Origin of the sequence: Chengkuizengella sp. SCS-71B (assembly GCF_040100845.1) — a bacterium.
In the GTDB taxonomy this organism is placed as follows: Bacteria; Bacillota; Bacilli; order Paenibacillales; family KCTC-33759; genus Chengkuizengella.
In genome coordinates this window covers 956,213-970,687 of record NZ_JAZHSH010000001.1, presented here as the reverse complement: position 1 = coordinate 970,687, position 14,475 = coordinate 956,213, and the positions used below count along the sequence as shown (strand labels likewise).

At 33.8% G+C, this 14,475-nt stretch carries 21 protein-coding genes; 2 read left to right on the top strand and 19 right to left on the bottom strand.

From position 1 onward, the window contains the following. Positions 1-33: 33 nt before the first annotated feature. The 19 genes from VQL36_RS04745 to VQL36_RS04655 all read right to left on the bottom strand — a co-directional run bounded on the left by VQL36_RS04745 (position 34) and on the right by VQL36_RS04655 (position 12,751). Positions 34-2,541, bottom strand: a complete 2,508-nt coding sequence (locus tag VQL36_RS04745) for a hypothetical protein (protein WP_349248212.1) — start codon at positions 2,539-2,541, stop codon at positions 34-36. Positions 2,542-3,011: 470 nt separating this feature from the next. Next, positions 3,012-3,485 (bottom strand): hypothetical protein, encoded by a 474-nt coding sequence (locus VQL36_RS04740; protein ID WP_349248211.1) that lies wholly within the window; start codon positions 3,483-3,485, stop codon positions 3,012-3,014. Positions 3,486-3,678: 193 nt separating this feature from the next. After that, positions 3,679-4,824 carry an XRE family transcriptional regulator gene (locus VQL36_RS04735; RefSeq protein WP_349248210.1) on the bottom strand — a complete coding sequence of 382 codons (1,146 nt, stop codon included), beginning with the start codon at positions 4,822-4,824 and terminating at the stop codon, positions 3,679-3,681. A 27-nt stretch (positions 4,825-4,851) separates the two neighbouring features. Next, entirely contained in the window at positions 4,852-5,592 is a 741-nt protein-coding gene (locus tag VQL36_RS04730) for a DUF5986 family protein (RefSeq protein ID WP_349248209.1), read from the bottom strand. Between the two features lie 99 nt (positions 5,593-5,691). Further along, positions 5,692-6,126, bottom strand: a complete 435-nt coding sequence (locus VQL36_RS04725; RefSeq protein ID WP_349248208.1) for an ArpU family phage packaging/lysis transcriptional regulator — start codon at positions 6,124-6,126, stop codon at positions 5,692-5,694. A gap of 57 nt (positions 6,127-6,183) precedes the next feature. Further along, complete coding sequence (locus VQL36_RS04720) at positions 6,184-6,708, bottom strand: Holliday junction resolvase RecU (protein ID WP_349248207.1); 525 nt, start codon at positions 6,706-6,708, stop codon at positions 6,184-6,186. Further along, entirely contained in the window at positions 6,705-6,992 is a 288-nt protein-coding gene (locus VQL36_RS04715) for a hypothetical protein (RefSeq protein ID WP_349248206.1), read from the bottom strand. The genes VQL36_RS04720 and VQL36_RS04715 overlap by 4 nt, the downstream gene beginning before the upstream one ends. After that, positions 6,993-7,946, bottom strand: coding sequence for a DnaD domain protein (locus tag VQL36_RS04710; protein ID WP_349248205.1), 954 nt, complete (start codon positions 7,944-7,946; stop codon positions 6,993-6,995). A 103-nt stretch (positions 7,947-8,049) separates the two neighbouring features. Further along, a complete protein-coding gene (locus VQL36_RS04705; protein WP_349248204.1) occupies positions 8,050-8,349 on the bottom strand; it encodes an HNH endonuclease in 300 nt (99 codons plus the stop codon). A gap of 16 nt (positions 8,350-8,365) precedes the next feature. Continuing rightward, the gene (locus tag VQL36_RS04700; RefSeq protein WP_349248203.1) at positions 8,366-9,184 is read right to left on the bottom strand and encodes a PD-(D/E)XK nuclease-like domain-containing protein; all 819 of its coding nucleotides are present in this window, start codon (positions 9,182-9,184) and stop codon (positions 8,366-8,368) included. Next, on the bottom strand, positions 9,165-9,959 hold the full coding sequence (locus VQL36_RS04695; protein ID WP_349251121.1) for a hypothetical protein: 795 nt from the start codon (positions 9,957-9,959) through the stop codon (positions 9,165-9,167). Before VQL36_RS04695 ends, VQL36_RS04700 begins: the two co-directional genes overlap by 20 nt. Before the next feature lie 46 nt (positions 9,960-10,005). After that, a complete protein-coding gene (locus VQL36_RS04690) occupies positions 10,006-10,257 on the bottom strand; it encodes an AbrB/MazE/SpoVT family DNA-binding domain-containing protein (protein ID WP_349248202.1) in 252 nt (83 codons plus the stop codon). A 71-nt stretch (positions 10,258-10,328) separates the two neighbouring features. Then, entirely contained in the window at positions 10,329-10,697 is a 369-nt protein-coding gene (locus VQL36_RS04685; RefSeq protein WP_349248201.1) for a hypothetical protein, read from the bottom strand. Next, the gene (locus VQL36_RS04680; RefSeq protein ID WP_349248200.1) at positions 10,688-10,885 is read right to left on the bottom strand and encodes a hypothetical protein; all 198 of its coding nucleotides are present in this window, start codon (positions 10,883-10,885) and stop codon (positions 10,688-10,690) included. Before VQL36_RS04680 ends, VQL36_RS04685 begins: the two co-directional genes overlap by 10 nt. Beyond that, positions 10,882-11,142, bottom strand: a complete 261-nt coding sequence (locus tag VQL36_RS04675) for a hypothetical protein (RefSeq protein ID WP_349248199.1) — start codon at positions 11,140-11,142, stop codon at positions 10,882-10,884. The genes VQL36_RS04680 and VQL36_RS04675 overlap by 4 nt, the downstream gene beginning before the upstream one ends. Beyond that, positions 11,139-11,849, bottom strand: a complete 711-nt coding sequence (locus VQL36_RS04670; RefSeq protein ID WP_349248198.1) for a phage regulatory protein/antirepressor Ant — start codon at positions 11,847-11,849, stop codon at positions 11,139-11,141. The genes VQL36_RS04675 and VQL36_RS04670 overlap by 4 nt, the downstream gene beginning before the upstream one ends. A gap of 29 nt (positions 11,850-11,878) precedes the next feature. Then, entirely contained in the window at positions 11,879-12,067 is a 189-nt protein-coding gene (locus tag VQL36_RS04665; protein WP_349248197.1) for a hypothetical protein, read from the bottom strand. Positions 12,068-12,108: 41 nt separating this feature from the next. Further along, entirely contained in the window at positions 12,109-12,396 is a 288-nt protein-coding gene (locus VQL36_RS04660) for a group-specific protein (protein WP_349248196.1), read from the bottom strand. 139 nt (positions 12,397-12,535) lie between these two features. Continuing rightward, complete coding sequence (locus tag VQL36_RS04655) at positions 12,536-12,751, bottom strand: helix-turn-helix transcriptional regulator (RefSeq protein ID WP_349248195.1); 216 nt, start codon at positions 12,749-12,751, stop codon at positions 12,536-12,538. A 101-nt stretch (positions 12,752-12,852) separates the two neighbouring features. On the opposite strand from VQL36_RS04655, the gene VQL36_RS04650 reads away from it, so the two are divergent. Further along, entirely contained in the window at positions 12,853-13,248 is a 396-nt protein-coding gene (locus VQL36_RS04650) for a helix-turn-helix transcriptional regulator (protein WP_349248194.1), read from the top strand. Between the two features lie 21 nt (positions 13,249-13,269). Beyond that, positions 13,270-14,421, top strand: coding sequence for a tyrosine-type recombinase/integrase (locus VQL36_RS04645; protein ID WP_349248193.1), 1,152 nt, complete (start codon positions 13,270-13,272; stop codon positions 14,419-14,421). Positions 14,422-14,475 lie beyond the last annotated feature (54 nt).

The window sequence follows — 14,475 nt, the reverse complement described above, 5'->3', positions numbered from 1 at the left end:
TTACCTCCTGAAGTTTAAATCAAATTTAATGTTTTATTCTTGAATATAGCTCCTTTTTAGATTCCCATTCTGGTCGTATTCATAAACAATTTTGTCCCCATTAGGAAGGATAACAAATGTAAGTTTCCCCTCATCATCATATTCATATATAAAAGTCCCAAATACTGTTCCGTTATCTTCAGGTATAGCCACTACTTCTTCTGAATTTTCACTTTGTCCGTAAATATTTTCTGCAGAGACAACATAATAGTATGATGTACCATTGATAACATCATTATCTATATAACTTGTCGTAGTTAAATTACTTGCAATTGTAGAGTATGTCCCTTCAGGGGTTAATGATCGTTTTACATTATAACTACTAGCTCCTATTGCATTATCCCACTGTATCTTAACTTGATCATCTCCTACAATTGATGTAACACCAGTGGGCACAGATGGAATATCTAATGGAAATTCTGGTGTCACACTTACTTCTTCGGAGTAATTACTTTCTCCGTTATTATTTACAGCAGTAACCACATAGTAGTAAGTTACACCATGAATTGCAGATGAATCAATAAAGCTCCTATTTACTAGATTAGATGATAAAACCGTATAAGGTCCCCCAGAAATAGTAGAACGTCTAATTGTATAGCTATTTGATCCAATTACTTCATCCCAATCAATTATTATTTCTGAATCAGTAGTTGTCACAATTAAATTAGTCGGTTGATCAAGGTCAGATGGGAGATTTGGACGAGATGAAGGTGCTTTTAATTCTGTCCAATTTACTATCTCTGCTGCTTGATTATAGGAGTCTCCACCAGCCATCAATACTGTCCCATCATTCTTTAATCCTAATGTATAACTATTAGATACAGAGATATCTACAATATCTGTCCAATCCGTTACTTTCAGTTGTCCCCAACTATTATCTCCTACTGCCACGACTGTACCATCATTTTTCAAGCCTACAGTATGCTGATATCCTGCATCTACTTTTTTAATATTTGTCCAGCTTGATACTTCTAATTGACCATCATTATAGTCCCCCACTGCCACGACTGTACCATCTTTTTTTAATCCTACAGAAAAGTAATTACCTGCAGCTATTTGTTTAATATTTGTCCAGCTTGTGACACCTAATTGACCAAAATTATTATCTCCTTTTGCCACAACTCTACCATCACTTTTTAATCCTAATGAAAAAGTATCACCCGCATCAACTTCTACAATATTACTCCAGCTTCCTAAAGATAGTTGACCGTAATCTTTTCCTTTTGCAAGTACAGTTCCATTACTCCTCAAACCAACAGTATGGTATCTGCCTGCATCTACTTGTATTATATCCGACCAACTTTCTGTTGATAATTGCCCATAATCTCTTCCAACACTTACTACAGTTCCGTTATTTTTCAACCCTACTGTATGTAAAGATCCCCCTGCAAATTCTGTTATGTCTGTCCAACTATCTATTTCAATTTGACCATTGGTGTTTGACCCTACGGTTATATAACTGTCATCATTTTTAATCCCTAATATATGTTTACCTCCTGCTTCTATTTTACCAATATCGGTCCAACTGCTAACTTCTAATAATGATGATGTACCTACTGCTACTGCTGTCCCATCACTCTTTAATCCTATTGTATGAGATTTTGCAGCAGAGACCTCTACTATGTCTGTCCAACCGCTAACACCAAACTCACTGGAAGTTACTACCACAGTTCCATCACTTTTTAAGCCCACGGTATGAGATGTTCCAGCAGAAATTTGTACAATATCTGTCCAGTCTGTTACATTCAATACACCATAACTAGACGAACCTACCGCTACTACTGTTCCATCACTTTTTAAACCTACTGTAAATTCTTTTCCTGCAGACACTTGTACAATATCTGTCCAATCATAAACATCCAATTCACCTTTTCTATTATCTCCAATTGCTTCAACAGTTCCATCACTTTTCAAACCTACTGTATGATAATATCCTGCAGATACTTGTACAATATCCGTCCAACCTGTTACTTTTATTTGATTATAATGATCTCTACCTACCCCTACCACTGTTCCATCGCTTTTCAAACCTACCGAATGATAGCCGCCTGCAGATACTTGTATAATACCTGTCCACTCTGTTGCATCCAATTGACCATAGCTATTGCTACCTACCCCTACCACTGTTCCATCACTTTTTAAGCCAACTGTATTATACCCATATCTTCCAGCACTCACTTGTACAATATCTGTCCAGTCGTAGATCTCCAATTGACCATGTCTATTATCCCCTACCCCTACTACAGTTCCATCTTTTTTTAATCCCACCGTATGAGTTAGTCCTGAATTAATATGAGTGCTTTTAGCATCTTTTTGTGATAAAGGTAAAACTGAACTAGGCATTTGATTTAAAGCAGATACCTCTTTTACATCATTAAATATTATTTTTTCAATTAAATGTTGGCTTTCTCCTATATCTTGCTTATATTCATTTGCTATTAATAGAGTAGGAAAAATTAATAGCAATACACATAGCAATACTCCTATTCTTTTGGTAATCAATGTACTTCCTCCTTAGAAATATTAAGTTTTTTTAAATATTCTATAATTCTCTTCAACTTCTAAATTTAAGAGATCTACTCCTCTTCAAACCAACATCCCCCTTCAATTAATAAAACTTTCATTTACCTTTAAATCATATAAAAAAAATTTTTTTATTTCTAATGGAAAAATATTCTTTCTAATGCTACGATGATCTAGAATTAAACAATTTACTTTTATAAAAAGCTAACATATAAAATATTAAGAAGAACAATTAAATTTTCTCTTATTATCTATAAATCGTTTTGCTATCCTATTATAATTTGTTTCTAACATGTAGCACTTGTAAGGATATAATTGATCCTGTTGTTTATCACCCTGCTTCCCTCCCCTAGCACAATGGATGATATTTTCCCAACAAAAAAAGAACGCATTTCTACGCCCTTTCTGTTAACCGTTTAATCATAAAATTTTATTTTTAAACTTTAGTTCTATATTGTTATTACTGTGGCTTTAAGACTTCTAGAGCCAGCAAAGATAGAATTCACACCGAAGAATGATAAAAATGTACATCTAAGATCATACTTATTGATTCCAGGATCCGGATCTTCATCTACTAAAGGAAAGTTTGGAAAGTTTGTATGTCTAAATTCAATAGAATTAGGTTTTGCATAATCCATTTCATCATTTATTGTTGCAATGGTAGTGCCATTTCGCAAGATCTCATATTTCACTTCAAAAGATATAGAATCAAGTCCTGGATTACCTATAACAGCAATTTGGGTCATTGAATCAATTGATACTTGAGTTTTCTGTGGTTGTTGGACACAAACATCAACTGTAGCTACAACCACAGGAACTTCATCAGGATCAGGAAAGGGAAGTTCGATTGATCCTTCACCACCATATGGGTTCTCTACCGAAAAACTTTGAGCTACTACAAAAGGTCCTTTATTTAATCCCATAATCTTACCTCCCAACTCATTAAACTATCTTATATCTTATGAACAATCTAATGAAGTTGCTTGGACTCTTATCTATGGGCTGGAATGGAAAAAGAGCGCTTATGTGCGCCCTTTCTTTATATCTCATAATATAATAATACTATGGATTTTACATATTTTTCTGTCAGAATCCTGCCAATAAACTGCCACTTTTTTAAGCTTTAACTGCATGAGTATCTGTTTTTAACTCTAATACTAAATCACTTTCTTCTTTTATTTCGGATAGCGTCCCTTTTTCCAACCCAAGCAATAATTCAGCCTTTTCTTGGTTCATGTTTATTTCTTTTAAAAATTGCCGTGGTGTTAGGACGTTATGATCAATGATTAAATTCACTGCCTTATTTAGTGCGGTAGGCTCAGGAATAGGTATTTCATCATCTAGCGGTTCCTGTGTTCTCCACTTTTCATACCCTATTTTTCTCATTAAGTACTGGTATTGATTATAATTAATTGCGTCTAAATGATAAGCTCGAATAATCATAGCTTGAATTGATATTTTCCATTTCTTTTTAAGTTCAATGTAATAATTAATATCTTTAGGCTTTATTAAATCATTCAAGAATGCTTCTTTTGGTAATAAGAAACTGGAAGCAAATTGATCTGCTTGTTTCTCTATTACCTTGTATTCTTCACGTGTTACTGTTTCCATGTCCAAAGCCCATTTGTGCATAATTAAATGTCCTAGCTCATGCGCACAATCAAACTGTCTACGAACTGCTGTCCTTTTATCGTTACCCAACACAACAATACATTTTTCTTCTGACTTTACAACTTGTAAGTTACTGCAAGCATCAATCTTCTTTGTATTCGTTGATAATGAGGTGACAATAAAACCATTTTTCTCTAAAACATAAACCATATTGGAGATAGGTTCATCACCTAAGCCCCAATACTCTCTAAGATACATTGTTAACGACTCAATATCATTAATCATGTTGTCTGAAATATCAGGAATGTTTGTTTTCGGAAATTTAACATGCTTGTTAATTACTCGATAAATTTGGGTTAATCGTTTCAGTTTTTCTTCCTGTGCCTTACGTTCCTTCTTACTGGTTGTAAATAGAGACCTGAAAAAAGTATTTACATACCTAGTCTCTTCGTCCTTCCCATAAAAATATTCTCTAGGAAAATCTAATGTGTGCATTAAAGCCATTAATGTCTCTAAACTTGGATCATTATTATCATTCTCATACTGAGAAATTGCTTGTTTGGATACACCTGTTTTCTTTGCGAGTTCTTCAATTGTATAACCTTCATACAGCCTAGCTGATCTTAATCGATCAGGATTAAATTTTAACATCTTAACTCCTCCTGTGAGGAGATTATTTTAAGCGTCTTTCTCCTCATTATCTTGTTGCCTTAAACCAATATCATTAACATCTTGCCTATCTTCATCTGGTTTCTTCTTGGATTTTGTTTTTTCATCTGTAGGATCTTCAAACGGTTTTATAAACTCACTCCAATTAGTTGTATCTACATATTCCAACTTAGAATCAGGTATGTTTTGGAAACAAGAGATTAATTTAGATCCCATTCTTATATAAGATATGATTACAATTTTCCCTATTTCGCCCTGAATATTAGTTGTGAGAGTTCTTAGTTTTTTCCTAAGAGCCATTATATCCTCGCTAATTATTTCATTTAATTGAAAATCTAAAACTAACTGACCTTCACCTTTTTCTTTTATTTCTTTATCAATAGGTTCATTTTTTAAAACATATGCTTTCATATAATGTCTTTTCTCTTCTTCTCTGTCACTTTCTTTGACTGTATCGAAACGAGCATCATTCATGAGTAAATACAATGTATTGTCTATTTTGTAGTATATTTGAATGTGTTCATGATTATATCCTGTTTTAATTTTATAAACATCAAACTCTTCTTCAGGTAAGCTATTTTTTAGATTCCTGTTGATGTAATCTGTAATTGAAGACCCTTTGCTAACGTTAGTGTACAGACCCTCTTTTTTTATCCGTTTATACTCATCTATTATGCCTTGTTGAATATTATTAACTATTAATTCTTTGTACTCATCCGGTAACTCTTGATGTAAAGTATTGGTTTCCATAAAACTCACCCCTAATTTACATATAATTAACTTTAATTTTACGTCAAAGTTTATTTTTGTCAAGATGAGTTTTTATTTTTGTGAATTTTAGTTCACCTTTTACCCTATCACTTCTATTCTTAGCATATATGCTAGCTTATTAAACGCCTGCAGCTTCATTCTGTAATACTTTCTCTCACTCATATGCAAAGCTGTATAAACTTCAAAATCACACACATCTTCTCTTTCAAGATATCTTCTTACTATGATCTCTCTTTCTTTTTTATACAGTCTCGTAAGAGCCAGTTGAACAGCCTCATAAGCATCTTTCATCATTATCTCTCTATCTACATTCCAGCTCCCGACATCTTCAACCTGTTTACTAATTGCATAAGTATTTCCATGTTCTCTTGGAGCGTATGAAGGTGTTGTTTTGATCTGTTTTCTTACAAACCCAATTTGCTGATACTCTCTTGCTATTCTAAGTACTTTTAATACTTGTTTCTTTGTGGCTTGTTGATCCAATTTAGGTAAATCAAAACTGAGTTGTCCCATTCCCTCACCTCGCTACCTTATCAAATAAATCCTCTCGTACTCTCGGATAGTAGTCATTCATGCTGCTAACTTCCACACTTGATCCACAACCTTTAAATAATCAACTGGTACTTTCCCTTGATCGATTAGGTACCCATTTACATCCAATGTTTCAAGGCTTATGCTTTGCGTTCCTCGTCCTCCTTTGACTCTACCCTCCCAATAGTGCTTTAAGGTGATAAAAGGCATGAGGTATATTGTTCTGTGTTTCTCAAAGGAAATGAGGATAAAACTAATGGCTCCATGTTTGTGACTTTTCTCTAAATATTCGTATTGATGATTCTCAATGTTTTTGAGAGGGAATCTATTAAGTTCCTTAGTTGACTTAGCTTCAAACACTATTGATCTCCCTTGATATGTCCCGTCATAGTCCACTGTTGAAGGTTTTTGAAGAAACCCTGATATCCTGCCTCCGCTCAATATTCCGAGTATTTTCACAGGTGTTGGACGTTTATTTATTACAGCTTGTCCATTCCGTTCATACATGGCATTCGTGTAATCTATCAATTGTTCAAATCCCATGCCTCGGTTAGCGTATGTCAATCTGAATCACCTTCTTTCATATCTCCTAAACCAATATCTATAAACACATTTCGTAAACCATCAAAATCATTTAATATTGCATTTCCGTAACGTTGAATTTGGTTGAATAGTTCATACTTTCTGCTAACTTCAATTTCATCCCCAACCTTCAAGGTCTGCCAGTAATCTGTAGGGTTTTCTGTAAGTAGCCTTAACTCTTTATCTGTAGTCTTAACTATGAGTTCTCTTTCATCGCCAGTTACTTTCCCTTGACCTATGATTTTCATATCCTCACCCTTTCTCAACTAACCTTTTCCACCTACTAACTCCCTTACATCTTCACCATCAATTTGTCGTGTTAACTTTTCTATTTCTGCTAATTCATCTTTTGTGAATTCTGTCCTTCCACCTCTGGATGGTTGAATAACAGAGAGTTTAGGTTTTCCAGATGTTCCGTTTGATCTTTTTTTCTTGTATTGCTGTTGTCTGTTTTCAAATTCAACTTGCAGGGCTTCACAATCCTCAAACGTTTTTGCGTTCTTGTCATACCATTTTTTCAAAATGCCTTGTATATATGACAATCTCTTTTCGTTTCTCTTTACTGCGATTTTAATTGCTAGATTTATAATTCTGTGGTCTTCTCCAAAGTCGTCTAACCATGTATTTAATTCTTCAGCGACTAATGGAGATAGTTGTCCTATTTCTTGTTGAAACAAGGTGAAACAATTCTCGTCTGTTGTAGTAGTAGTTGTTTTAATATCTTTTTCTTTTACTTTACTTTCCTTTACTTTCTTTTCTTTTACTTTCCTTTCTTTTAATGCATTGCGTTCGCTATGCGTTTGCATTGCATCTGCATTGCTATCTTTTTCGTCTTGCATAGATCCCTTGTTGTTACTGGCTTTATCCCATCGCTTTTTAGCCGCCAATTTTGCTTTTTCAGACTTTTTATCTTTTTCGTTCATTCGTTTTAACAAAGAGTCACTCCATATAAATTCATCATCTTCTACAAGCAAATCAAACTCATTAATGCAATCATTCAAGAAGTTTTGCGCTTCTTCTACTGTGCATTGCATTTGCATTGCTAACGCATTGCATAAGTGTTTAGATTTCCTAAGCTTGTATTGCGTTTGCTCTCTGAGAAATTCAACAAGTACCCAATACCGTCCATACCCTTCCATTCCATAAACGCTTCGCATTGCCAATATCTTAGGGTCATGGCGTGCATTTGCATCGTGTGAAAAGTAATACGCCTCTTTCATTTATTTCATCCCCTATGCGGATTTTCTCTTAAATTCTTGAATATAAAAACCTATCATCCATTTGAATAGATATATTGGGTTATGCATAATACCCTCCTAAAACTTAAATCAAATACCTCATTCTATAACCTTCAAACCATCGTCTACCTTCATTTGATGTATGCGCCCAGCTATGGCATTTCCTACAGACACAAACTCCGTTATCAACCGTTCCTGCGCCGCCTTGAGACTTGAAAATAATATGATGTATATCATCAAACTTTCTATAACAACGGACACACAAACCATTGTCACGTTCTACGATTCTATTTCTTGTATCCTTTTTAAACTTACCTCTATTAACCCTCTTAGGAGTACGACGTTTATGCTTGGGTTTTGGTACTGGTCTATAAGGTAATCCCATAACATCACCGTCCATATTAATAAAGTGAAAATTCTGAAAAATGTTTAACTCTCTGTATCTTTTTTGTCTGTCTGCAATACTCACATTTCTCACATCTATTCGGTTTTTCTTTCCCTGTTTTAACAGCCTTAACTCGTTCTATATGATTACTTACAATTTGTAAATGTTGCACGATTGTATCAAAATCAAATGCGATAATTTCATGATCTGGTGGATCTTGTTTAGTAACAATGACCATGTGAGGAACACACCATTTTTCATACCCTCTACCAGTTGCTAACCTTTCTACTTCCGCATAAACAGACATTTGAATGATATAACCATAATGATCCAGAAAGTTTTCATATACCTGTGCTTCTTTATTCCACCACTTACCATCCATTTCTTTGATTGCCTTTAAATCTGTGAAAACCCTAATTTCAGGTTGGTAACTATCAATCATGATCTTCCAATCAATACCGAACAATTTAGACGTCATAATAACCTCTTTTTGTCCTGCTAATGCTTCCATGACCAGTGGATCATTCTCTAGTACCTCAATCATTTTGTTACAATGTTTGAAATTTGCTTTTAATTGCCCTTTTGTTTTACCTTGACTACTGAATAAATGAGGATTGCTTGTTTTGAATTCTTCTAATATACCTTCGTTCCACGCATGTAAATAATGTCCTTCGTCAAAAGCTGTACTGGATTCTTGTTCATACTCTCCATTAACCTCTGCTAGTGCTCTAGCTTCACACCCACCAAAAGCAGGTGTGAAGTTTTTGAACTGGCTTACTGACATGTAATGTCGATTTGCTTCATTTGAATAATAATTATCCTTGGTTAGTTTCATTTGGATTTTCCTTATTAAGAGGGGAGTCTATTTCTACTGTTGGCTTTGCTATTTCAAAATAATCTTCACGTTTCCCCATGTTATCTCTTAACGCTCTATATACATTCGTTAATCTCAAGAAGTCATTTTCACTAAATACGTCAGATTTACAACCAATATATTTTTCAAGCATTTCTTGAGAAACTTGATGTTCTTTATCAAACGTAACAATCATTTTTCTAACTCTATATTGTAATGGTTCCTCATACCCTTTAATAATCGTTTCTTTGCATTTCTCTACAGCAGCATCGACAATGTCCCCAGGTATCACACCAAGAATACACGCTCTTACACGTCTAGCCCCTTGTCCTGCTACCAACTCATAAATATCTCTAGGGTCTGTATATTTCTTCAATTGTTGTTTTACTTTTTTTTCATGTCTCACTGTAAAGGTTTTTGTTTGACGTGTATTGGTCTCTAAATCCCACGCATAAGCCATCACTTGAGAACTGCCCTGCTTTTGTTCAAGCTCAATGATTCCAAAATCGATATTGCCCCAATTTTGGGCTAGTACTTCCGCTAATCTGATCGATGGACCAATCACTTTATTTCCACCTTTCGGAAATTCGTACATTGCATTTTCGGCTAAAATCTTTCGTTCACAAGCAGTCATGATCCTTGCAAAAGCTGCATGTTGATCTCTTGGAAATTGTTTAGCCCCTACAATGGCAGCCTGAACCTCTTGAGCTTGTCTACTTACTAATGCAGCAGTTGTAGCACTTTTTGTGTCTTCCATTTTTGCAGGCGGAATATAGTTTGAATAATCAATTTGTGTTTCCAAATTAAGCACCTGCTTTCTCAGCTACGGTTGAAACACACTCATTACATACCTGTTTACCATTCAGAACTACTTTTATATCTAAGTCACCACAGAACTCACAACCTGGTGCATATTTCTTTAATACAATCGAATCTTCAGTAGTAAATATCTCCATAGGATCTTTTTCTGCGATACCAAGCGTTCTTCTTAACTCCATAGGGATTACAACTCTTCCTAATTCATCAACTTTTCTTACCATTCCAGTTGCTTTCATAAATAACATCCACCTTTCAAAATTTTAAAAATAATGTTATAATGACCTCTAATTAAATTTTTTTTTTAGTTCTAAGCGATGCTGTTGGCGCAGCTCGCCTTTTCTTTTTCATCTACCATACATTGATAAATAAATACTTTAACTCTACCTTCAGTTATCTTTCTTACTTCCTCAGTAATTTCAGATATAAATTTCTTTTCTACTTCTACCCCATGAAGTAACTCTATAAAATTACATAATTCCAAAAAACTAAATTCAACATGTTCATATTCAAACCTCATACTTTTCCACCCATTATCAAGCATCCAAAATTCTTTATTATCGTCTATTTCCATGAGTAAAATTTTTGGCTCTGCTGGATAAGTTTCAATGTATTCATCAATCTGAGAAACTAACTGCTTTTTAATCTGATCTAGTATTTTTGTTACATTCAAGTGCATAAATATTTCACCTCCACCACATCACCACATTCAGTTGCATCTTTAAAGCACTCTTTACAATGAGGTTGTTTATCTTTGTAAACTAACCATTCTGCTTGATTTCCACATCCGCATGTATTTAAGTGATCTACTGTTTCAAACACTGGCGTTTCATAAATTTCTGCAAATCGGTCTAAGTTAGGCTTCATGCTATCTCTCCTTTCGTCTTAATCTGTCCTACAGCCAACGTTATGGTATCAGCAAGTTTTAAGTATTCGTTAAAAAGTTCTTTTAGTGTTTTGGAGTCTGATTCCTGAAGCTTCATGTTTAGTAAAAATTTGAGCAAGGAATCTAACTTTGAGAAGTAGTTAGTATTTAGAAATTTATCTTCTCCTGTTTTTTTAGCAATAATGAAGTTTCTCTCGTCACTTCGTAAGTAAAGGTTGTCTATTAGGTGTATTGTCATGCTATCTCTCCTTTCTCACTCACTAACTTATCTATATAGTCAACTCCTTTAGCTGTTACATATGTCTGAACGGTATTTACTTCATCTTCCCCCATCTTTACTGTTCTTTCTTTTACAATGAAATAACCTCGATCTATATAACGTTGATATGGGGTGTTATCTGCCATTAGTACTTTTTCTTTTCTTAAAAATTTGAATAGAGTGTTTCTTCCTACTCCTAAGGATTTTGCTACATGATTCATTTTTTGATTATTCTCAGCACTTAAAAATCTGTCATGTGCTTCAACCTTAGGCTTGTCCAATTCAATTTTGTCTTGTAACAACTGTTTTTCTCTCTGCTCTTCAATCCATTTCTGTGCTCTTGTTACTGGATCGTCAATCATATAAGAGTCTATTTGATTTTGAATTTGGTTTTTCATACGATTGAACTCATTAATGTACTTTTCTTTAAACTGAGCAGCCTTTTTCCCTGTGTACCCCATAACTAAGAATGAAAATCCATCTTGAGTGATTAAGTATTTTGGCATTTGTTTGTTTTGTTGATTGGTGTATGAGGACTCTCCAAAATTGGCGAGTCGAAATTCTTCACTACATTCTAACTCTCTTATGTCACGTAAGACTTTATCGTGTGATTTTTTAAACACATCTGCTACTGTTAAACTGTCTGTTACAACTCGATCATTTTCGATGTATACTAATTGATTCATTCTCTTTCACCTCCCTTCATTTAGTAATTTCATAACCGTAAAGCGACTGTACATTTTTCAGGATGTTTCCTTTTAGCCAATTGCCTTTTTGCTGTTGGCGTTGTAAGCCAATAGATATATTTAGGCTGCACGTTTAATTTTTTTGCACATTCTTCTTTAGTACCGATACATACAAGCTCATCACCTCTGTACACTGCATATTCTTGTAATTGATTCATTCTTTCACCTTCCTTTATTTGATAGATTTGAGAGTGAGAAATTAATAAACTTGCTCCTCTAACCATTTAACTAAGAACTCTCTTGTTTCTCTTGCGGGGAAGTACCATTTTTGACCTATTTTCCTTTTAATGAATCTTGGATCACTAAAGAATTTTTCCTGAATAGAGTCCCAACTCATACAAGTTCTCTTCATTAATTCTTTTCTATCCCAAAACACAAACTCAACGTCAGCTTCTTTTACTAACTCTAATATTTTTTGATTGCATAACTCCTTAACTTCTCCTTCGTCAACATTTACGGTTATAAAAGGCATTTGTGTATTTTTCATATAAAATCATTCCTTTAATTTATAAGATGTGGATAAATAAATTATCAATTCGGATAAAAAAATAAAACTTTCTGTTGACTTGTTAAATTTAATTATCTATAATAACTAATAGATAATTAAATTATCGCTTTTGGCGTCACTAAATAACCATTTCTTCAAAATAGTCTGGAAACAGTTTTTCTGCCGGTTGATCAAAATACGAACACAACTTAAACATCAAGTCCCTGCCAGGGGTAAACGTCCCATTTTCAATCATTCGTAGATAAACAGTAGATATTCCGTTGTCAAAAGCAACTTTTTTTTGAGTACCTTTTTCTTTACGACATTTTGATAAAAAGCACCTTTTTTTTGACATTTTATGCATCACCACCTTTTGGTAATTTGATTATAACGGATAATTAAACTATCCATCAACCCAAAAGTGGAAAATTATTTTTTCTAGGGGGTATAAATATTATGAAACTTGGACAACGATTAAAAAATCTTCGTAATAAAAGAGGTTTAAGCCAGTATGAGGTGGCTGAAAAACTTGGCATACAGAGAGGTAGGTATAATTCTTGGGAAAACAACATAGCTAAACCTCGTTTTGATATGCTCGAAAAATTATGTGATTTCTTTAAAGTTGACATAAACGAAATTGTAGGTAACGAACCTGTTGAACATCATATACAGGTAAATAAAAATGATTTAATTAGCGGATCTAATCTAAACCATTCCAAAACAGACTTTAAAGTTATTTTAGAAGATGATTCAGAAATTTTATTTAATGGTGTTCCTCTGAGTAAAAAAGAAAAAGAAAAAGTTTTAAAAGTGATGGAAGCAATGCTTGAAGACGATTTGAAAGAAGACTAAATATTAGAAGGAGGATTTTAGATGGCTTCATTTAGAAAAAGGGGTTCTAAATGGGAATATCGTATCGTTTATACTGATCGAGAAAGCAGGAAACAAAGAGAGAAGATGAAAGGAGGTTTTAGAACTAAAAAAGAAGCACAAATAGCAGCTAATGAGGCAGAAACAAAGATTCATTATTACGGATTTAGTGAAAATGGAAACGAACCTGTTGAAAAATATTTTAAAGAGTGGTTAGAAATTTATAAAAAACCATACGTTAAACCTATAACTTACTCAGTTCAAGAACGTAATGTAAGACTGAATATTATCCCTCGATGGGGTAAATATCGACTGAAAGATATAACTCGTTCTGAATATCAAAAATGGATTAATGAGCTAAGAGGACATTATAGTGAAGGAACTGTAAGGAGAATCCACAGTATTATGAGTACTGCCTTACACGATGCTGTTCATGAATTTAAGATCATAAGAGAAAACCCGTTAGTTAAAATAAAGATCCCTAAAGATATTGAGAAATCAAACAAAGTAAGTTTTTTTACCAAGCAGCAATTAGATGATTTTTTAAGTAATACTAAACCCGTAAAAAATGCTAAATACAAATTATCCATTCAGTATTATGTTTTGTTTAATCTTCTTGCAAGAACAGGTATGAGAATTGGTGAAGCACTAGCATTAACTTGGGATGATTTAAATTATGAATTTGGTACTTTGACCATCAATAAAACATTGGTATATCCAATTAATTCAAAACCATATATATCTACACCTAAATCAAAATCGAGTAATCGAGAAATTAAACTTGATGGTTATATGATAAAGTTAATAAAACGACATAAAATCAATCAAAAAGAAGTGTACTTAAAGTATGAAAATTATAAAAAAACAACAGATAACATCATCTTCCACCAACATGATGGTAGATGGCTCCGCACTAATGTTGTCAGAGAATATTTTAAAAAAGTATGTAAAAGAGCTGAACTTCCTATCCTTTCCCCTCATGCATTACGTCATACACATGCTGTGCATTTGTTAGAGGCTGGAGCAAATATAAAATACGTGTCTGAGAGACTAGGACACGCAAGTGTGAAAGTCACAGCAGACACGTATTTACATGTTACTAAAAAAATTGAAGATGATGCTTTAACTCTTTATGAAAAATATGTTGAGAATTAAATCATGGGCAAATCATGGGCAAACCCCACTTCCGCACCATGAAGATCTTGATAT